At 71.0% G+C, this 17,995-nt stretch carries 16 protein-coding genes; 10 read left to right on the top strand and 6 right to left on the bottom strand.

All coding sequences use genetic code 11. From position 1 onward, the window contains the following. Position 1: 1 nt before the first annotated feature. The 7 genes from nuoI (at position 2) to ACGFIQ_RS13805 (ending at position 8,047) form a co-directional block, all read left to right on the top strand. Positions 2 to 643, top strand: coding sequence for an NADH-quinone oxidoreductase subunit NuoI (gene nuoI / locus ACGFIQ_RS13835; RefSeq protein ID WP_393243441.1), 642 nt, complete (start codon positions 2 to 4; stop codon positions 641 to 643). Next, on the top strand, positions 640 to 1,410 hold the full coding sequence (locus ACGFIQ_RS13830) for an NADH-quinone oxidoreductase subunit J (protein ID WP_393243439.1): 771 nt from the start codon (positions 640 to 642) through the stop codon (positions 1,408 to 1,410). Before nuoI ends, ACGFIQ_RS13830 begins: the two co-directional genes overlap by 4 nt. Positions 1,411 to 1,468: 58 nt before the next feature. Then, complete coding sequence (nuoK, locus tag ACGFIQ_RS13825; protein WP_238684800.1) at positions 1,469 to 1,786, top strand: NADH-quinone oxidoreductase subunit NuoK; 318 nt, start codon at positions 1,469 to 1,471, stop codon at positions 1,784 to 1,786. Positions 1,787 to 1,798: 12 nt separating this feature from the next. Next, positions 1,799 to 3,724 (top strand): NADH-quinone oxidoreductase subunit L, encoded by a 1,926-nt coding sequence (nuoL, locus tag ACGFIQ_RS13820; protein WP_393243438.1) that lies wholly within the window; start codon positions 1,799 to 1,801, stop codon positions 3,722 to 3,724. Between the two features lie 64 nt (positions 3,725 to 3,788). Further along, complete coding sequence (locus ACGFIQ_RS13815) at positions 3,789 to 5,321, top strand: NADH-quinone oxidoreductase subunit M (protein WP_357557423.1); 1,533 nt, start codon at positions 3,789 to 3,791, stop codon at positions 5,319 to 5,321. Between the two features lie 53 nt (positions 5,322 to 5,374). Continuing rightward, positions 5,375 to 6,871 (top strand): NADH-quinone oxidoreductase subunit NuoN, encoded by a 1,497-nt coding sequence (nuoN, locus tag ACGFIQ_RS13810; protein ID WP_393244012.1) that lies wholly within the window; start codon positions 5,375 to 5,377, stop codon positions 6,869 to 6,871. A gap of 90 nt (positions 6,872 to 6,961) precedes the next feature. Then, positions 6,962 to 8,047 (top strand): polyprenyl synthetase family protein, encoded by a 1,086-nt coding sequence (locus tag ACGFIQ_RS13805; protein ID WP_393243436.1) that lies wholly within the window; start codon positions 6,962 to 6,964, stop codon positions 8,045 to 8,047. Between the two features lie 70 nt (positions 8,048 to 8,117). Here the strand turns inward: ACGFIQ_RS13805 and ACGFIQ_RS13800 are convergent, their stop codons facing one another. Continuing rightward, positions 8,118 to 9,335, bottom strand: a complete 1,218-nt coding sequence (locus ACGFIQ_RS13800) for an MFS transporter (RefSeq protein ID WP_393243434.1) — start codon at positions 9,333 to 9,335, stop codon at positions 8,118 to 8,120. A gap of 154 nt (positions 9,336 to 9,489) precedes the next feature. On the opposite strand from ACGFIQ_RS13800, the gene ACGFIQ_RS13795 reads away from it, so the two are divergent. Beyond that, positions 9,490 to 10,272 (top strand): IclR family transcriptional regulator, encoded by a 783-nt coding sequence (locus ACGFIQ_RS13795; RefSeq protein WP_393243432.1) that lies wholly within the window; start codon positions 9,490 to 9,492, stop codon positions 10,270 to 10,272. Between the two features lie 116 nt (positions 10,273 to 10,388). Here ACGFIQ_RS13795 and ACGFIQ_RS13790 read toward each other — a convergent pair whose 3' ends face one another. Next, a complete protein-coding gene (locus ACGFIQ_RS13790; RefSeq protein ID WP_393243430.1) occupies positions 10,389 to 12,515 on the bottom strand; it encodes a PhoX family protein in 2,127 nt (708 codons plus the stop codon). A gap of 215 nt (positions 12,516 to 12,730) precedes the next feature. Between ACGFIQ_RS13790 and ACGFIQ_RS13785 the strand changes: the two genes are divergently transcribed. Both ACGFIQ_RS13785 and ACGFIQ_RS13780 read left to right on the top strand, forming a co-directional pair. Next, a complete protein-coding gene (locus ACGFIQ_RS13785; RefSeq protein ID WP_393244010.1) occupies positions 12,731 to 13,246 on the top strand; it encodes a sigma-70 family RNA polymerase sigma factor in 516 nt (171 codons plus the stop codon). After that, positions 13,243 to 13,962: an anti-sigma factor family protein gene (locus ACGFIQ_RS13780; protein WP_393243429.1), complete on the top strand. Its 720-nt coding sequence runs from the start codon at positions 13,243 to 13,245 to the stop codon at positions 13,960 to 13,962. Before ACGFIQ_RS13785 ends, ACGFIQ_RS13780 begins: the two co-directional genes overlap by 4 nt. 11 nt (positions 13,963 to 13,973) lie before the next feature. Here ACGFIQ_RS13780 and rarD read toward each other — a convergent pair whose 3' ends face one another. From rarD to eccE, 4 genes are all read right to left on the bottom strand, one after another. Next, positions 13,974 to 14,900 carry an EamA family transporter RarD gene (gene rarD / locus ACGFIQ_RS13775; RefSeq protein ID WP_393243427.1) on the bottom strand — a complete coding sequence of 309 codons (927 nt, stop codon included), beginning with the start codon at positions 14,898 to 14,900 and terminating at the stop codon, positions 13,974 to 13,976. Continuing rightward, positions 14,897 to 15,394 (bottom strand): GNAT family N-acetyltransferase, encoded by a 498-nt coding sequence (locus tag ACGFIQ_RS13770; RefSeq protein ID WP_393243425.1) that lies wholly within the window; start codon positions 15,392 to 15,394, stop codon positions 14,897 to 14,899. Before ACGFIQ_RS13770 ends, rarD begins: the two co-directional genes overlap by 4 nt. A 115-nt stretch (positions 15,395 to 15,509) precedes the next feature. Beyond that, positions 15,510 to 15,896 carry a phage holin family protein gene (locus tag ACGFIQ_RS13765; RefSeq protein ID WP_355027384.1) on the bottom strand — a complete coding sequence of 129 codons (387 nt, stop codon included), beginning with the start codon at positions 15,894 to 15,896 and terminating at the stop codon, positions 15,510 to 15,512. A 61-nt stretch (positions 15,897 to 15,957) separates the two neighbouring features. Beyond that, the gene (eccE, locus tag ACGFIQ_RS13760) at positions 15,958 to 17,904 is read right to left on the bottom strand and encodes a type VII secretion protein EccE (protein ID WP_393243423.1); all 1,947 of its coding nucleotides are present in this window, start codon (positions 17,902 to 17,904) and stop codon (positions 15,958 to 15,960) included. Between the last annotated feature and the right edge of the window lie 91 nt (positions 17,905 to 17,995).

Raw genomic sequence — 17,995 nt, 5'->3', positions numbered from 1 at the left:
CGTGGGCGCGATCACCGGAACGTTCAAGGGATTCGGTGTCACCTTCTCGCACATGTTCAGGAAGGTCGTCACGACCGACTACCCGTTCAAGCCGCCGGTGTCGGCGCCGCGCTACCACGGGCGGCACATCCTCAACCGGCACCCGGACGGCCTGGAGAAGTGCATCGGCTGCGAGCTGTGCGCGTGGGCCTGCCCGGCGGACGCGATCTACGTCGAGGGTGGCGACAACACCGACGAGCAGCGCTTCTCGCCGGGTGAGCGGTACGCCAGCATCTACCAGATCAACTACGCCCGGTGCATCTTCTGTGGGCTGTGCATCGAGGCCTGCCCGACCCGTTCGCTCACCATGAGTAACGAGTACGAGCTGGCCCGGGACAACCGGCAGGACCTGATCTTCACCAAGGAGCAGTTGCTCGCGCCGTTGCTGGAGGGCATGGAGCAGCCGCCGCACCCGATGCGGCTGGGTGACAGCGAGAAGGACTACTACATCGGCGCGTTGGACAACCCGGGCACCTCCGCCGGTGCGGAGACGTCGCCGATGGGCCCCGGCCGCTACCGGGTCGAGGAGCACCCCGGCGTGACGTTCCCGGGCGCCGAGCAGGCCGCCCAGCGGGCCGCGGCCGGCAAGGGAGAGCAAGCATGAACACGTCTTCGGTGCTCGCCGCCGCCGGTTCGGTCTCCGGCGGCGAGGCGGTCACCTTCTGGATCCTCGCCCCGCTCGCGCTGATCGGCGGGATCGGGATGGTGGCCGCGCGCAACGCCGTGCACTCGGCGCTGTGGCTGGTGTTGACCATGCTCTGCCTGGGCGTGTTCTACGTGCTCCAGGCCGGTCCGTTCATCGGCATGGTGCAGATCATCGTCTACACCGGCGCGATCATGATGCTCTTCCTGTTCGTGCTGATGCTCGTCGGCCGGGACTCCACCGACTCGCTGATCGAGACGCTGCGCGGCCAGCGGGTCGCCGCGATCGTGCTCGGCCTGGGCTTCGCCGGCCTGGTCGGCACCGGTCTCTACCAGGCACTGGACCGGACCAACGCGGTCGGCCTGGAGCAGGCCAACGCCGAGGGCAACGTGCAGGGCATCGCCCGGCTGCTGTTCACCAAGTATGTCTTCGCGTTCGAGCTGACCTCGGCACTGCTGATCACCGCGGCGGTCGGTGCCATGGTGCTGGCCCACGTCGAGCGGCGTAAGCAGGACAAGGTCGACCAGGTGTCGACCATGCGGGCGCGCTTCGCCCCGGGCAACTACCCCGGCCCGAAGCCGGGGCCGGGCGTCTTCGCGACCTCCTCCTCGGTGGCCACCCCCGCACGGTTGCCCGACGGCCGCCTGACCGACCGCAGCACCCCGGCGATCCTTCCGCAGCGCGAGCTGACCGCCGAGGAGACGGCTCTGAAGGGTACGGACCGGTGAGCGCGAGGAGTGCAGCGGAGCGGAGCCCCGCAGTCGCGAACGGAAGGCAAACCACGTAATGGGATCGTTCTTCTCGGTCGAGCCGACCTACTACCTCGTGCTCGCCGCGGTGCTGTTCACCATCGGCGCCGCCGGGGTGCTGATCCGGCGCAACGCGATCGTGCTGTTCATGTGCGTGGAGCTGATGCTCAACGCGGCCAACCTGACGCTGGTCACCTTCAGCCGGATCAACGGTGATCTCAACGGTCAGATCATGGCGTTCTTCGTGATGGTGGTGGCGGCGGCCGAGGTCGTGGTCGGACTCGCGATCATCATGTCCATCTTCCGGACGCGACGCTCGGCGAGTGTCGACGACGCCAACCTGCTCAAGTACTAGAGGGGTCCACCGGTGGAAGAGACTGTGGAATACGCCCAGGCCACGGGGCTGCTCGGGGGCGTCTGGCTGCTGGTGGCGATCCCGCTGCTCAGCGCGGCCATCCTGCTGCTGCTCGGCCGCCGGGCCGACCGCTGGGGGCACTGGTTGGGCGTCGCCGCCATCGGCGCCGCGTTCGTGCTCGGCCTGAGCTTCTTCTTCCAGCTGCGTGGCCTGGAGAACAAGTCGGTCGAGCTGAGCCTCTGGGACTTCATCGCGGTCGGTGACCTGCGCGTCGACTTCGGCCTGCTGTTCGACCCCCTGGCCGCGGTCTTCGTACTGCTGATCACCGGGGTGGGTTTCCTGATCCACCTGTACGCGGTGGAGTACATGGCGCACGACGCGGGCCGTCGCCGGTTCTTCGCGTACTTCAACCTGTTCGTCGCGGCGATGCTGCTGCTGGTGCTCGGCAACAACTACGTGATGCTGTACTTCGGCTGGGAGGGCGTCGGTCTGGCGTCGTACCTGCTGATCTCCTTCTGGACCGAGCGGCCGAGCGCGGCCACCGCCGGCAAGAAGGCGTTCCTGATGAACCGGGTCGGCGACGCCGGCCTGGCCATCGGCATCTTCATCATGTTCGCCACCCTGGGCACCACCCAGTACGACGAGGTGTTCAACGGTGTCGGTTCGCTGACCGGCACCACCGTGCTGGTCCTCGGTCTGTTGCTGCTGCTCGGCGCGGCCGGCAAGTCCGGTCAGTTCCCCCTGCAGGCGTGGCTGCCGGACGCCATGGAGGGCCCCACCCCGGTGTCGGCGCTCATCCACGCGGCCACCATGGTCACCGCGGGCGTCTACCTGATCGCCCGCTCCAACCCGGTCTTCTCCGCCAACACGACGCTCCAACTCGTGGTGGTCAGCGTCGGCGCGCTCACCCTGCTGATGGGCTGCATCATCGGCGCGGCCAAGGACGACATCAAGCGGGTGCTCGCCTGGTCGACGGTGAGCCAGATCGGCTACATGTTCCTCGGTGTCGGCCTCGGCGGCGGGGCGTACGCGCTGGCCATCGTGCACCTGCTGGCGCACGGGTTCTTCAAGGCCAACATGTTCCTGGGCGCCGGTTCGGTGATGCACGGGATGAAGGACCAGGTCGACATCCGCCGCTTCGGCGGGCTGTCGACGTACATGAAGGTCACCTGGTTGACCTTCATGATGGGTTGGCTGGCCATCATCGGCATGTTCCCGTTCTCCGGCTTCTTCTCCAAGGAGCCGATCATCGTGGCCGCCTTCGAGCGGGAGGACTGGACCGCCTGGCTCTTCGGCGGGGCGGCGCTGCTCGGCGCGGGGCTCACCGCGTTCTACATGACCCGGCTGTTCGTGCTCACCTTCCACGGTCCGAAGCGTTGGACCGAGGACATCGAGCACCCGCACGAGTCGCCGAAGCTGATGACCATCCCGCTGATCCTGCTGGGCGCCGGTTCCGTCGGCGCCGGTTTCCTGCTCTCCACGTCGGTGCCCGACTGGCTGACGGCGACCGCCGGGCTGGGTGGCGAGCACGCGGAGCACGAGGCGGTCCTCTCGCACGCCGTGATCACCACGCTCTCGCTGCTGGTGACCGTGCTCGGCGCGGGGCTGGCCTGGTTCCTGTTCCGGGCCGGCACGGCCACCGCACCGCAGCCGGCCGGGGTCCTGGTCACCGCCGCCCGGCGCAACCTGTACGCGGACGCGGTCAACGAGGCGATCTTCGAGAAGCCGGGCATCTTCCTCACCCGGGCGCTCGTCTACCTCGACAACCGGGGCATCGACGGGCTGGTCAACGGGCTCGCCGCCGCGGTCGGCGGTGGCTCGGGTCGGCTCCGGCGGATGCAGACCGGCTTCGTCCGCTCGTACGCCACCTCGATCCTCGCCGGTGCGCTGCTGGTGATGGCGGCGTTCCTGGCGGTGCAGGCGGGGTGGTTGGCGTGATCGACCGCAATACGCCCGCCCCCGCCGGCGGACCACGCATCCACGACGGAGGTAAGGCCGCATAATGTCCAACTTCCCGTTCCTCTCGGTGCTCACCGTGGCGCCACTGGTGGGCGCCCTGGTGGTGGCCTTCCTGCCGCGCCACCGGCCGGAGCTGGCCAAGCAGGTGGCGTTCGTCTGGTCGCTGCTCGTGCTGGTGCTCTCGGTGGTGATGTGGGTCAGCTTCAAGGCCGGCGGTGACCGGTTCCAGTTCCGCGAGTCGTACTCGTGGATCCCGGACTGGGGTGTCAGCTTCACCTTCGCCGCCGACGGCATCGCGCTGGTCATGCTGATGCTGATCGCGGTGCTGGTGCCGCTGGTGATCCTGGCGTCCTGGCACGACGCTGAGTCGTCGAAGCGGTCGGTGCCCGTCTACTTCGCGCTGCTGCTGGTCCTCGAGTGCACGATGATCGGCGTCTTCGCGGCCGCCGACGTCTTCCTGTTCTACGTGTTCTTCGAGGTCATGCTGGTCCCGATGTACTTCCTGATCGGCAGTTACGGCGGCCACCAGCGGCAGTACGCGGCGGTGAAGTTCTTCCTCTACTCGCTCGTCGGCGGTCTGTTCATGCTGGCCGCCGTGATCGGGCTGTGGGTGGTCGGTGGCAAGACCTTCGACTGGCAGGCGCTGTCGGAGGTCGACATCAGCACCGGCACCGAGCGGTGGCTGTTCCTCGGCTTCTTCCTCGCGTTCGCCATCAAGGCCCCGTTCTTCCCGTTCCACACCTGGCTGCCGGACGCCGGTGGCGCGGCCCCGGCGGGCGCCGCGGCACTGCTGGTCGGTGTGCTGGACAAGGTCGGCACGTTCGGCATCCTGCGCTACTGCCTGCCGCTGTTCCCCGAGGCGTCGAAGTGGTTCGCGCCGTGGGCGCTGGCGCTGGGCGTGATCGGCATCGTCTACGCCGCGCTGCTGGCGGTCGGTCAGAACGACCTCAAGCGGCTGGTGTCGTACACCTCGATCGCGCACTTCGGTTTCATCGGGGTGGGCATCTTCGCCTTCACCACCCAGGCCGGCACCGGCGCGGTGCTCTACATGCTCAACCACGGTCTGGCGACCGGCCTGCTGTTCCTGGTCGTGGGCATGCTCATCTCCCGGCGTGGTTCCGCGCTGATCAGCGACTTCGGTGGGGCCGGCAAGCTGGTCCCGGTGCTCGCCGGGGTGCTCTTCTTCGCCGGTCTCGCGTCGCTCGCGCTGCCCGGTACGGCACCGTTCATCTCCGAGTTCCTGGTGCTGATCGGCACCTTCACGGTGAACAAGCCGGTCGCGATCATCGCCACGCTCGGCATCATCCTGGCCGCCGCGTACGTGCTGTGGATGGTGCAGCGCACCACCCAGGGCACCCTCAACCCGACGCTCACCGAGGTCGACGGCATGCGCCGGGACCTCAACCTGCGCGAGAAGGTCGTCGTCGCTCCACTGATCGCACTGATCGTGCTGCTCGGCTTCTTCCCCAAGCCGGTCACTGACGTGATCAACCCGGCCGTCCAGGCGACCATGGACGACATCGGCAGAACCGACCCGGCCCCGTCGGTGGGCACCGTCCAGGAGGCGGCAAAGTGACCGATTTCGAACTGCCGTCGATCGACTACGCGGCGCTCTCCCCGATCCTGATCATGCTGGGCACCGCGCTGCTCGGCGTGCTGGTCGAGGCCTTCGTGCCCCGGCGCTCGCGGCACGTGGTGCAGTTGACGCTCGCGCTGGTGGCGGTGCTCGCGGCACTGACCATGGTGGTGCTCAACGCCGACGAGCGGATGATCACCGCGGGTCAGGCCATCGCGGTGGACGGCCCGACGCTGTTCCTCCAGGGCGCGATCCTGGTGCTGGCCGCGATGGCGCTGCTGCTGATCGGTGACCGCTCGGTCGAACTGGGCGGGGCGTTCGTCGCCCAGGCCGCGGTGACCGCCGAGTCGGCCGACGACCGGCGGCAGGCCGAGGGGCGCAACGGCCTCACCGAGATCTACCCGCTGACCACGTTCGCCATCGGCGGCATGCTGATCTTCGTGGCGGCGAACGACCTGCTGACCATGTTCATCGCGCTGGAAGTCTTCTCCCTGCCGCTCTACCTGCTCTGCGCGCTGGCCCGTCGCCGCCGCCTGCTGAGCCAGGAGGCGGCGATGAAGTACTTCCTGCTCGGCGCGTACGCCTCCGCCTTCTTCCTGTTCGGCGTGGCCCTGATCTACGGCTTCACCGCCGGTATGCCGGGTCGGGTGGCCGGCGTCGACTTCGCCACCATCGACGCGGCGGTGAGCGAGTCTCCGGCCAGTCAGGTGCTGCTCTTCGCCGGTATGGCGCTGCTCGCCATCGGTCTGCTGTTCAAGGCCGCGGCGGCACCGTTCCACGTCTGGACCCCGGACGTCTACCAGGGTGCGCCGACCCCGGTCACCGGCTTCATGGCGGCCTGCACCAAGGTCGCCGCGTTCGGTGCCCTGCTGCGTGTCTTCCACGTCGCGTTCGCCGACGCCACCTGGGACTTCACCCCGGTCCTCGGCGTGGTGGCGGTGCTGACCATGCTGATCGGCGCCGTGCTCGCGGTCACCCAGACCGACATCAAGCGGCTGCTCGCGTACTCCTCGATCGCCAACGCCGGCTACCTGCTCGTCGGTGTGCTGGCGCCGAGCCGCGAGGGGCTCGCCGGCACGATGTTCTACCTGGTCGCGTACGGCTTCTCGGTGCTTGCCGCGTTCGCGGTGGTGACCCTGGTGCGCGACGCCGACGGGGAGGCCACCCACCTGTCCCGCTGGGCCGGGCTGGGTCGACGCTCGCCGTTCTTCGCCGCCCTGTTCACCTTCATCCTGCTGGCCTTCGCCGGTATCCCGCTCACCAGTGGCTTCATGAGCAAGTTCGCGGTCTTCGGGCCGGCGCTGGAGGGTGGTCAGACCTGGCTGGTGATCGCCGGTGTGCTGACCAGCATGGTGCTCGCGTTCCCGTACCTGCGGGTCGTGGTGATGATGTGGCTCTCCGAGCCGGGCGAGTCCACCCCGACGGTCACGGTGCCCGGTGGGCTCACCTCCGCGGCGCTGATGATCGGTGTGCTGGCGACCCTGGTGCTGGGCGTCGCCCCGGCGCCGCTGATCGAGCTGGCCACCGGAGCTGCCGAATTCGTTCGATGACCGAGAGATCGACTACCGGGGGTTGGCGCGTGTTCACGTGCCGGCCCCCGGTGCGTATCCCCGGCCCGGAGCAGGTAGAACGGGTGTGGCATGGTTGATAGCGTGGTGAATCCGGCGGGCGAGCGTTCAGGTTCCTCCGGCTCCGGCGGTCGGCGGGGTCGGGCGAGCACGAGTCAGTTCGGTGCGCTCGGCCTGCACCTCGCCGATCCCCGTGTCGAGGCTTCCGTGCTCGGCGTGCTGGACACGGTCGAGGTCGAGCTGCGGGCCAGTGTGTCCAGTGCCGACCCGTTCGTCAGCGAGGCGGCCCGGCACCTCCTGGAAGCCGGCGGGAAGCGTTTCCGGCCGCTGCTGGTGGCGCTCGGCGCCCAGTTCGGCGACCCAGGTGCCGCGCAGGTGGTCCCGGCCGCCGTGGTGATGGAGCTCACGCACCTCGCCACCCTCTACCACGACGACGTGATGGACGAGGCCGCCGTGCGCCGGGGTGCGCCGAGCGCCAACTCCCGCTGGACCAACTCGGTCGCGATCCTGGTCGGCGACTACCTCTTCGCCCGGGCGGCGGACATCGCCGCCGATCTGGGCCCCGAGGCGGTCCGGTTGCAGGCACGCACCTTCGCCCGGCTGGTGCACGGTCAGATCGCGGAGACCGTCGGTCCGCGGGCCGACGACGACCCGGTGGCCCACTACCTGCACGTGATCGCCGAGAAGACCGGCTCGCTCATCGCGACGTCGGCCCGGTTCGGCGGGATGTTCGGTGGCGCCCCGGCGGAGCACGTCGAGGCCCTCGCCGGGTACGGCGAGACGATCGGTGTCGCCTTCCAACTCTCCGACGACCTGCTGGACATCGCCTCCGAGTCGGGGCAGTCGGGCAAGACGCCCGGCACGGACCTGCGCGAGGGTGTCCCGACGCTGCCGGTGCTCTACGCGCGCGCGGCGGACGACGCCGACGCGTCCTCGGTGCGTCTGCGGGAGATCCTGGCGACCGGTCCGCTGACCGACGACGCGCTGCACACGGAGGCGTTGGGGCTGCTGCGGGAGAGTCCGGCCCTCAAGCGGGCCCGGGAGACCGTCCGCAGTTACGCCGAGGACGCCCGCGCGCGGCTGGCCCCGCTCCCGCAGGGGCCGTCCCGCCGGGCCCTCGAATCCCTCTGCGACTACATAGCCGACCGCACCGGCTGACCCCCGCCCCTCAGCGGTGATCATGAGGTTATAGCTGCGACACGCCGGGGATCCGACGACAACCTCATGATCAACGGAGGTGGGCGGGGCGGGCGACCGGCTCGGGGCGGGCCGCGGTCAAGAGGCGACCGCCGACGAGCATGAGGGCGGCGGCGAACAGCATCGCCACCGCCGCCACGTTCCACATGGCGGGGTAGCCGAAGTGGGCGGCGAGGGGGCCGAGGCTCAGTGGGCCGAGGCAGCCGCCCGCGTACACCCCGGTCTGGGTGATCGAGGTGGCGGTGGCCGGCGACTGCGGGTGGAGTCGGACCACCGCGAAGTTCATCAGGCCCGGCCAGGCCCAACCCAGGCCGAAGCCGAGCACCACGCCAGCCACCAGCGGCACCGAGCCGGTCAGCGCGAGCAGGACCAGCCCGGCCGCGCCGACGACGAGCATCGCGGCGATGACGGCGATGTGACCGGTGTCGCGACGGTCGGCCAACCAGCCCGCACCGACCCGTGCCGTCATGCAGGCCGCGCCGCCCAGGGTCAGGGTGAGGCCGGCGAGGCCGGGCGAGAGGCCCCGAGCCGCGGCGGAGTCCACCAGGAAGGTGCCCAGCGCGTTGGCCGCCGCCGCGGCCAACGTCGCCGCCGCGCCGAGCACCACGAGCGCCGCCGTGGCCCGACCGGTGCGCGAGGCACCGGACGGTCGCGCCGGGTCGGGCAACTGCCGGGGTACGGCGGGCAGCGCCGTCAACGCGGCCACGGCGGCGGCCACGAACGCCCAGCGCCAGCCGACGGTGAGCGCGAAGGTGGGCACCGCCAGACCTGCCAGCAGGGTGGAGGCGGGGATGGCGGCCTGCTTGACGCCGAACGACAGGCCCTGCCGGCGGGCCGGCACGTGCTGGGCCAGCGCCGCGTTGCTGGCCAACTGGCCCAGCGCGTTCGCGGCGGCGCTGAGCGCCAGCAGGCCGACGAGCATCGGGTACGACCGGGCGAAAGCGGCCACGGCCAGCGTCGACCCGGCGGCCAGCAGGATGCCGCAGCGGGCCACCAGGGCCGGCCCGTACCGCTCGACAAGTCGGCCGGAGGGCACCGAGGCGAGCGCGCTGACCCCGAAGTAGACGGCCACGGCCAGGCCGAGGCCGGCCGGGGAAAAGCCGAGGTCGGTGCCCATCTGCACGGCGAGACCGCCGAGCAGGAAGACGGGCAGTACGCACGCCACGGTGGTGACGACCGCGCCGGCACTGGCCCGGACCGGGTGGGGTCGGGCGGCGATCGGGGCGGAGGTGGAGACGGTGTTGGTCATCGTCCGGCAAAGCTACGTGAACCCTGCTCGAACCACTCATGGTGACCGGGGGGGTACACGCTGTGGGTGATGATCTGGCATCCTCCACCCGAACAGGCATTTCGCAGTGGGCCTGTTTTTCATATGGTGTAAGTCCCCGGCGGCGGAGGTGGTTGTGCGCGACCCCTTGGCAGAACCTTCGGACCTGATCCGCAGCGTGTCCCGAGCGCTGCGGGTGTTGGAGTCGGTCGGTCGTGCCCCGAAAGGCCTGACCGTCAAGCAGATCGCCCGGCGGTGTGAGCTGACCGTGGCCACCACCTACCACCTGGTCCGCACGCTCGCCTACGAGGGCTACGTGATTCGTCGCGAGGACGGCACGTACATCGTGGGGTTGGAGGTGGCCGACCGCTACCGGGAGTTGGTGACCGCCTTCCGGGGGCCGCCGGTGGTGGGTGAGACGTTGCGGCGGGCCGCTCTGGACACCGGCTACAGCCACTATCTGGGTCGCTTCGTCGGCGGGCAGGTGGCCATCACGGCGGTCGCCGAGGGGCACCGCTCGCCCTACCTGGAGGATCTGGTCCCCGGCTTCGACGAGGGGGCGCACGCGACGGCTCTCGGCAAGTCGCTGCTCGCCACCCTCACCGTCGACCAGCGCTACCGCTATCTGCGGGAGTACGGCATGCGCCCGTTCACCAGCGCCACGCTGACCACCACCGAGGCGTTCGAGGCCGACCTGGCCGCCGGCGACCGGCGCGGCATGCAGTTGGAGATGGGGCAGTTCCGTCAGGGGGTGGCCTGCGCGGCGGTGCTCGTCGCCCCGGACAAGGACATGGAACGCCGCGTCGTGCTGGCCTGCGCGTTGCCGGCCAGCGAGATGATGACCTCCGCCCGGGTGGTCCGCGCCAAACTGCTCACGGTGGCCCGTAGCGTCGCTGACGGCATCGCCGCCGACTCCTGACCCCAACCGACGACGAGAGGCCCTCTCCCGGGCTGGGAGAGGGCCTCTCGTGGCGGTCCAGCGCCGGACCCGCCAGTGAGGTGACGTTCAGCGGCCCGCCGGCCGCGGTGGCACCGTCAGCTGCCCACCGGGCCGCCGTCGAGGCGCCAGGTGACCACCACGCCCGGCTTGGCGTAGTCGCCGTCGGGCCAGTTCGAGGCCGGGTTCTCCACCGAGGCGCCGGTGATCTCACCCGGGTGCTGCACGGCGACGAAGACCGAGCGGTTGTCGCCGGTGATGAACGGCCCGCAGGTCTCCGCCCCGAGTGGCACGGTCAGGAACTGCTTGAGGTGACCCCGCTCCGGGCCCTCCACGGCGGTGGCGAACAGGCCGTCGTTGCTGCCCAGCGCGTTGCCGTCGGTGGAGATCCACAGGTTGCCGGTGGCGTCGAAGGCGACGTTGTCCGGGCAGGAGATCGGGGAGACCCGGGTCCTGTCGTACCCGGCGAAGAAGGTCGACGGGTCGGTCGGGTCGCCGCAGACGATCGGCAGCGACCAGGCGAAGGTCTCGGCCGTGTTGTCGTTGCGGTCCTCGACCAGTTCCAGGATCTGCCCGTGCTTGTTGGCGTTGCGCGGGTTGGCCTCGTCGGCCGGGGCCTTGCCAACCTTGCCGCGGTCGGTGTTGTTGGTCAGCGCCACGTACACCTTGCCGGTGAGCAGGCTCGGCTCGACGTCCTCGGGGCGGTCCATCTTGGTCGCGCCGACCTTGTCACCGGCGATCCGGGTGAAGGTGAGCACGTCCGCGGCGGTCATCCCGTCGACGAACGACCGGTTGCCGCTGACCAGCCTGATCCAGCGGCCCCGGCCGTTGAACGCGCCGTCCGTGGGGAGCTGGCCCGAGCCGTCGATCTCGGCGGCGCTCGTCTCGTCGAGCTTCGCCACGTAGAGCGTGCCGGACTCCAGCAGGGTCAGGTTGTGCTTGCGGGCGGCCCAGGAGTTGCCCTTCAGGAACTTCTTGTCCGAGACGAACTTGTAGAGGTAGTCGAACCGCTCGTCGTCGCCCATGTACGCGACCACGTGACCGTCCTTCGCGACGATCACGTTCGCGCCCTCGTGCTTGAACCGGCCCATCGCGGTGTGCTTGCGCGGGCGGCTCTCCGGGTCGAACGGGTCGATCTCGACGACCCAACCGAACCGGTGCGCCTCGTTGGGGTGCTTGGCCAGGTCGAAACGCTCGTCGGCGCGCTCCCACTTGCGGCTGCCGCTGGGGTAGCGGCTCGCGGTGCCGATGCCGTAACGGTCCAGCTTCGGCTTCAGCTCGGCCGGGGCGGCGTCGGCGCCCACGAAGTACTGGTTGAAGTTCTCCTCACCGGAGAGCACCGTGCCCCACGGGGTCACGCCACCGGCGCAGTTGTTGAGCGTGCCGACGACCGTACGACCCTTGGGATCGGCGGCGGTCTTCAGCCAGGCCGAGCCGGCGGCCGGGCCGGTGAGGTCGAACTTGGTGCTCAGCGCGGTGACCCGCCGGTTGTACGGCCGGCGGCCGTTGTCGACCGGCTTCCACTGCCCGGTGCCCGCGACCCGTTCCAGTTCCACCACCGACATGCCGTGGGCGGCCATGGCGGTGCGCAACTGCTCGACGGAGAGCCCGTCCAGGCCGGGGAAGCCCGGGAACATCAGGTCCTCGTTCGTGTACTCGTGGTTGACCACGAGCAGTGCCCGCTTGCCCTGCTTGTCCAGCGGCAGCACGCCCACGAAGTCGTTGTTGTAACCGAACTGCTTCGACTGTGCCGCGGCGCTCTGGTGGTGCAGGTCGAACTCCGGCGCGCCCGGCAGCACCGGGTCACCCCACTTGATCACCACGGCGTGGTCGTAGCCGTTCGGGACGACAAGGGTGTCCAGCTTGTTCGGTGGGATCGGCTTGAAGGTCAGCGCGCCGTTGCCGACGCCGGTGCTGGGACGGCCGAAACCGAAGGCCTCCGGGACGTCCGGGGTGGTGGGGGCCGCCATGGCCGGGGCCGCACCGGCCAGCGCACCGGCAGCCGCGCCGCCGAAGCCGAGGACCAGCGCACCGACCGCGCCGGCCCGGACCACGCCGCGTCGCGAGACCTCCGCGTTCACCACGTCTCCGAAGTACGCGTTGTCGGAGGTGTTCGGCACCGGGTGGTCACAGGCGTTTCCGCAGCGGTACAGGCAGGTCATGGCGTCACGGCTGCCGTGGCGGGAGCCGGTCAGCAGCGGGAGCAGCCGGGGGCGGTCGCTCATGGGGGAAGCCTCCAGAGAAGTCGGTGGCACGACAGGCGGCGTACCAGCCGGACGCTAGGAGGACGCGGTGAGCGCACGTCGGCCACGATGTGAACCGGGCGTGAACACCTTCGTGGACGCAACCGGTCTGACCTCGGTCTGAACCGTTCGGCGTGACCGCACGTATTTCCGAGCGGACGCACCGCCGGACGCGCGCCGGAAGCGAGGAGACCGCCATCAGCGACCACGACGCCCAACTGCTGCGCGCGCTGCACGACGAGCACGCAGAGGCGCTGTACGCCCATGCTCTGCGGTTGGTCAACGGTGACCGGCAGCGCGCCGAGGACCTGGTGCAGGAGACGCTGCTGCGGGCCTGGCGCCACCCGGAATCCCTCGACCCGCGGCGTGGTTCGGTGCGGTCCTGGCTCTTCACCACCGCCCGTAACCTGGCGATCGACGCCTGGCGGCGGCGCTCCACCCGGGTCGGCGAGGTCTTCACCGACGATCTTCCCGAACCAGCCGAGGCTGTCGACGAGGCCGAGCGGGCAGTGGAGGCGTGGACCGTCGCCGAGGCACTCAACCGGCTCAGCCCGACCCACCGCGAGGTGCTCATCGAGTGCTTCTACCAGGGACGATCGGTGGCCGAGGCGGCGTCGCGCCTGGGCGTACCGCCGGGGACCGTGAAGTCCCGCACCCACTACGCGCTGCGGTCTCTACGGTTGGTGCTGGCCGAGATGGGGGTGACGGGATGACGCAGTGCGAGTTCGCGTACGACGACGGCGCGTACGTGCTGGGCGCTCTCGCCCCCGCCGAACGGGCGGCCTACGAGCGGCACCTGGGCGGCTGCGCCTCCTGCCGGGAGGCGGTCGCCGAGATCGCCGTCCTGCCCGGGTTGCTCGGGCGCCTCGATCCGGCGGGGTTGGAGCAGATCCTGCCGCCGCCAGCCCCGCCCCGGGCGCCCGCGCTGCTTGAGGAGGCCCGGCGCCGCAGGCGTCGGGAACGCGCCGCGGACCGCCGACGGTACGCGCTGACCACGCTCGCCGCCGCCGGGCTGGCCCTGCTGGTGGGTGTGGGCACCGCCCTGGTGCTGCCCCGGCCCGCCGGCCCGTCCGGCCCTCCGGTGGCGCAGGGCAGCACGCCCGCACCACAGGTGTCGATGGTCCCCATGCGACCGGTGGCCAACACCGGGCCGGTGCACGCCGACATCGGGCTCACCGGCACCAAGTGGGGCACCGAGGTGACCATGCGCTGCGGCTACGACACGCGGACGAGCTACGGCAAGGCGTACCCGTTTCGGCTGGTGGCGCGCGGCCCGAACGGTGCCAGCGAACAGATCGGCTCCTGGTTGGCGGCGCCGGGCGACGCCCTCCAGCTCAACGGTGCCACCAGGTTCACCGCTGCCGAGCTGGTGAGCGTGGAACTCCAACGAATCGACGGCACACCAATCCTCACCTACGCAGTCCCCTAACCGGGGTCGGGTTACGGGGTGGGGATGGGGGTTTGGGGTTGGGTTTGGGGTTTGGGTTGGCGGTTTTGGCGGGCCTTGCCGACGGCGTCGGCGGTGAAGACGATCAGGGCCAGCCAGACCAGCGCGAAACCCACGAGGCGGGCTGGCGGCATCGGCTCATGGAAGATCAACACGCCGCAGCCGAGCTGAAGGATGGGCGCCAGATACTGGATCATGCCGAGGCCGCTCAGGGGCAGCCGGTTGGTCGCCCCGGCGAACAGGAGCAGCGGGATCGCCGTGGCCGCACCGGCCAGCACCAGCAGCGCGGTGTGCCCGGCCGAGACGTGCCCGAACGTCGACTCGGCACGACTCGTGAGCCACCCCAGGTAGCCCAGCGCCGGCAGCGCCAGCACCGCCGACTCGACGAACAGGCCCTCCGCCGGTGGCAGCCCGAGGCGCTTCTTGACCAGGCCGTAGCCGGCGAAACTGAACGCCAGGGTCAACGCCAACCAGGGCAGTCGACCGTAGTCCACGGTGAGCACCGCGACCGCCGACGCGCCGATCCCCAGCGCCACCCACTGTGCCGGGCGTAGCCGCTCCCGCAGCACCGTCACCCCGAGCAGCACCACGACCAGCGGATTGATGAAGTAGCCGAGCGCGGTCTCCACCACCCGGTCGGAGTTGACCCCGTAGATGTACGCGCCCCAGTTGACGGCGATCAGCGCGGCGGCGGCGACGACCCCGGCCACCGCCCAGGGACGTCGCAGCAGCGCCCGCAGGAAGCCGACGTTGCGCAGCGCCGCCAGCAGCAGCGCCACGAAGACCACCGACCAGACGATCCGGTGGGCCAGGATCTCCAGTGGACCAGCAGGTCGCAGGAGCCTGAGATAGAGCGGAAAGAAACCCCAGATCAGGTACGCGCCGAAGCCGTAGAGGTATCCCAGGCGGAGTGGCGTCACCCCTCCACCGTAAGGGGCGTATCGACGCTTTGCTCCTTTCCCGTGATCGGGGTCACCGGTACGCGCCGGTCGAGCTGCATCCACCGCTCCGGCGCGTCCAGGGGCGTGAAGCCCACCCGCGCGTACACCTCGTGAGCGTCGTTGGTGGCCAGCAGGATCCGGCGTACGCCGAGGTCGTCCAGGTGGTCGCGGATCGCGGCGACGAGCCAGCCGCCCAACCCGCGGCCCCGGGCGGCACGGTCGACGTACACGTCGCAGAGCCAGGCGAAGGTGGCGCCGTCGGTCACCACCCGGGCCACCGCCACCTGCCGGTCGTCCTCGGGTCGGTAGACGCCGAACGGCAGCGAGCCGGCGAACGCTCGCGCTGTGGTCTCCCGGTCCCGGCCGAGCGCCCAGTACGCGTCGGTGGACAACCAGAGATGGATTAGGGCCAGATCGAGCCGGGCAGGGTCGGTGCTGAGCAGATGGCCGTCGGTGCGGGTCAGCGAGAACACGCTGCGACGCTAGCCGCCGCGGTGGGCGACCCGGCCGGCCAATTCCCAGATTCTGGTCATCGGCCGGCCGTGGTCGTCGCCCCGAGGGGGCGGGTCGGTGTTGGCCCGCGGGCGGTCAGTCCCGGTCGAGGACGGCGCCGAGGATCCAGGTCACGATGCTCACGAACAGCGCACCGAGCACGGCGGCCGGCCAGAAACCGTCCACCGTGAACGGCAGCCCGGCCTGGTCGGCGATCCAACTGGTGAGCAGGAACAGCAGCCCGTTCACCACCAGCGCGATGAGACCCAGGGTCAGCAGGTAGAAGCCGCAACCGACGGTCTTGATGACCGGCTGGAGGACCGCGTTGACCACGCCGAAGATCACCGCCACCAGGAGCAGCGTGGTGACCGTCTCGACGGCGGAGTCCGATTCCAGCGAGATGCCGGGGATGAGAAGTGTGGCCAGCCAGAAAGCCAGCGCTGTGCTGGCCAGCCGAATCAGCAGACCTTTCAGGAAACCCATGGCGGGGATCGTGCCACGGACCCCGTACCGGTGTAACCCGGCGGTTGACCATCGGTGTGGATCAGCCGCGCGCCGGCCGCCCGATCAGTTGCGCCTCGATCGGCGTGGGGGAGAGCAGCGCCCAACGCAGCGCCCTCCGGTTGACCACGGCGACCATGTCGTCCCGGATCCGGGTCAACCACTCGGCCGAGCCGCCCAGCCCCAGGGCTGCGCCGGCCAACGCGGCCTCGGCGGCGTCCAACGGTTGCAGCAACGCGAGGTCGGCCCGGCTCAACGCGTCGACGTCCGCGGGGGTCAGCTCGTCCCGTACGACGAGGGTGGCCCGCCACGGCGGACCCGGCTCGGCCTCGGCCGTCACCGGGCCGGCGTCGACGACGAGCAGCAACGGACGCAGGGCGGTGCCCACCCCGTCGGCGACCGGTCGACCTGGCGGCAGCAACGGGATCGTCCCGCCCGGCGCGCCCACCCCCCGGACGAACGGCTCCCAGGCGCGCGGCCGGGTGGTCTGCACCACCACCAGGGCGCCGAGGGCCAGTGCGCGCAGGGCCACCAGCTGGGCGGCACGCACCCCACCGACCAGCAGCACCCGGGTGCTCTCCGGCCGGAAGAGTCGCACGGTGACGGCTCGGCCGTGCCGGTTCGTGCCGACCATCATCCCCGCGTCGCCCAGCGTCAGCTCCCAGTCGTCCATCGCGGAGCGTTGCTGCGGCCCGGGTGTGGTCAGCGCCAGTGGCAGCGTGGCGGCCAACCCGTGCAGGTGTGCGCCGTCGAGACGTCGCAGCTCCCCGCCCAGGTCGGTCACCAGACGCTCCAGCGCCTCGGTGGCCGCGGTCAACTCGGTCGCCGTCGCGGCGGCCAGGCGTACGGTCAGCTCGGTCGGCGCCGGCCCGGCACCGCTGGTCGGCGACGGACCCGCGGTGATCGACACCGTCGTCGCGGTCGCCGGCAGCGCGAGCATCCGGGGCACCAGGCGCCGCCCACCCGCACCGCCCGCCTCCGGCCACCGGACCAGCCGGAACGTGGCCTGGATCAGGGCGCCGGACCGGAGTGTCGGCCAGGACTCCCGTACCGGATGGCCGTCGTGGTGGGCCAGCTCGGCCAGGACCCGCAGCGCGGCCGGTACGCCGAGCGGCCGCGCGGTCAGCGATCCGAACCGGCGGACGATGCGGCGGACCGTCCCGGCGAGCACCCGGCGCAGGTCCTCCGCAGACCACCCGTCCACCCGCAGCACCCGGACCGCCACCACCGCCCGCTCCCGTCCGGCGAGCCGCCCGTCGGTGAGCTGCCGGTACGACGTGCCGGCCGTGCCGGCAGCCGGGACCGGTGCGGGTGCGCCGGCGAGCAGCAGCTGGACCCGCAGCGGGGGCATGTCCGGCCCGGCCGTGGGCAGCAACGCCGATGGCGGGGGAATCGCCTGGGACACGTCGCCGAGCAGGTCACCGGGGTCGCCGAGCTCCAGGAGCGCCACCATGCCGGCGGTGTCCTCCAGCACGGCGGCCGGACCGCCGGTCAGCTCCGTGGAGCGGACGACGGTGCCGGGAGCGACCAGGTCGAGCAGGCCGGCCGCGCCGGCCGGGCCGGCGAGCGCCCGACGTCGGGTCAGGTGCCCGACGGCGGTGCCCAGCCACTGGAACAGCCACCGGCCCCGGAACCGGACCCCGACGGTCGCCACCAGCAGCACGGCTACCAGTGCGGCCGCGACGATGACCGGCGCGGGTCGGCCGAACGCAGCGAGGACGAGCGCCGCCGCGACCTGCGCGGTCACCAGTTGCCCGGCCCACACCCCGGCACCGGACCGCCGATCGGACCAGGCACGGCGGTCGGACCAGGCACGGCGGTCGAGGGGGGACCGGCGGCCGGGTGTGCGCGGACCGGCGGAACCCGGGCTGCCCTCGGCGGGTCGGTCCGACCCGGCCGGCTCGCCCGGCCCGACTGCTCGTGCCGCAGGGCTCGGCCCGGACCCGACCGGGGTCGCCGGGTGCGGCCCTCCGGTGGTGATCGCCGGCACCGTGCCTCCTCGACCAGTGGGAACCCGGGTCGGGCGTCCGGCCGCCCTACGGCGGCCCGTCACGCGCCGCGACGTGGCTGCGGCACATCGT

This window comes from Micromonospora sp. NPDC048898, assembly GCF_043198035.1.
Classification (GTDB): Bacteria; Actinomycetota; Actinomycetes; order Mycobacteriales; family Micromonosporaceae; genus Micromonospora.
The sequence above is the reverse complement of the archived record's forward strand: the minus strand, read 5'-3'. Positions and strand labels throughout refer to the sequence as shown.

Coding starts and splice junctions, on each gene's coding strand:
- ACGFIQ_RS13830 (WP_393243439.1), top strand. CDS start 640: ATGAACACGTCTTCGGTGCTCGCCGCCGCCGGTTCGGTCTCCGGCGGC.
- nuoK (WP_238684800.1), top strand. CDS start 1,469: ATGGGATCGTTCTTCTCGGTCGAGCCGACCTACTACCTCGTGCTCGCC.
- ACGFIQ_RS13815 (WP_357557423.1), top strand. CDS start 3,789: ATGTCCAACTTCCCGTTCCTCTCGGTGCTCACCGTGGCGCCACTGGTG.
- nuoN (WP_393244012.1), top strand. CDS start 5,375: ATGCTGGGCACCGCGCTGCTCGGCGTGCTGGTCGAGGCCTTCGTGCCC.
- ACGFIQ_RS13805 (WP_393243436.1), top strand. CDS start 6,962: ATGGTTGATAGCGTGGTGAATCCGGCGGGCGAGCGTTCAGGTTCCTCC.
- ACGFIQ_RS13800 (WP_393243434.1), bottom strand. CDS start 9,335: ATGACCAACACCGTCTCCACCTCCGCCCCGATCGCCGCCCGACCCCAC.
- ACGFIQ_RS13790 (WP_393243430.1), bottom strand. CDS start 12,515: ATGAGCGACCGCCCCCGGCTGCTCCCGCTGCTGACCGGCTCCCGCCAC.
- ACGFIQ_RS13780 (WP_393243429.1), top strand. CDS start 13,243: ATGACGCAGTGCGAGTTCGCGTACGACGACGGCGCGTACGTGCTGGGC.
- ACGFIQ_RS13765 (WP_355027384.1), bottom strand. CDS start 15,896: ATGGGTTTCCTGAAAGGTCTGCTGATTCGGCTGGCCAGCACAGCGCTG.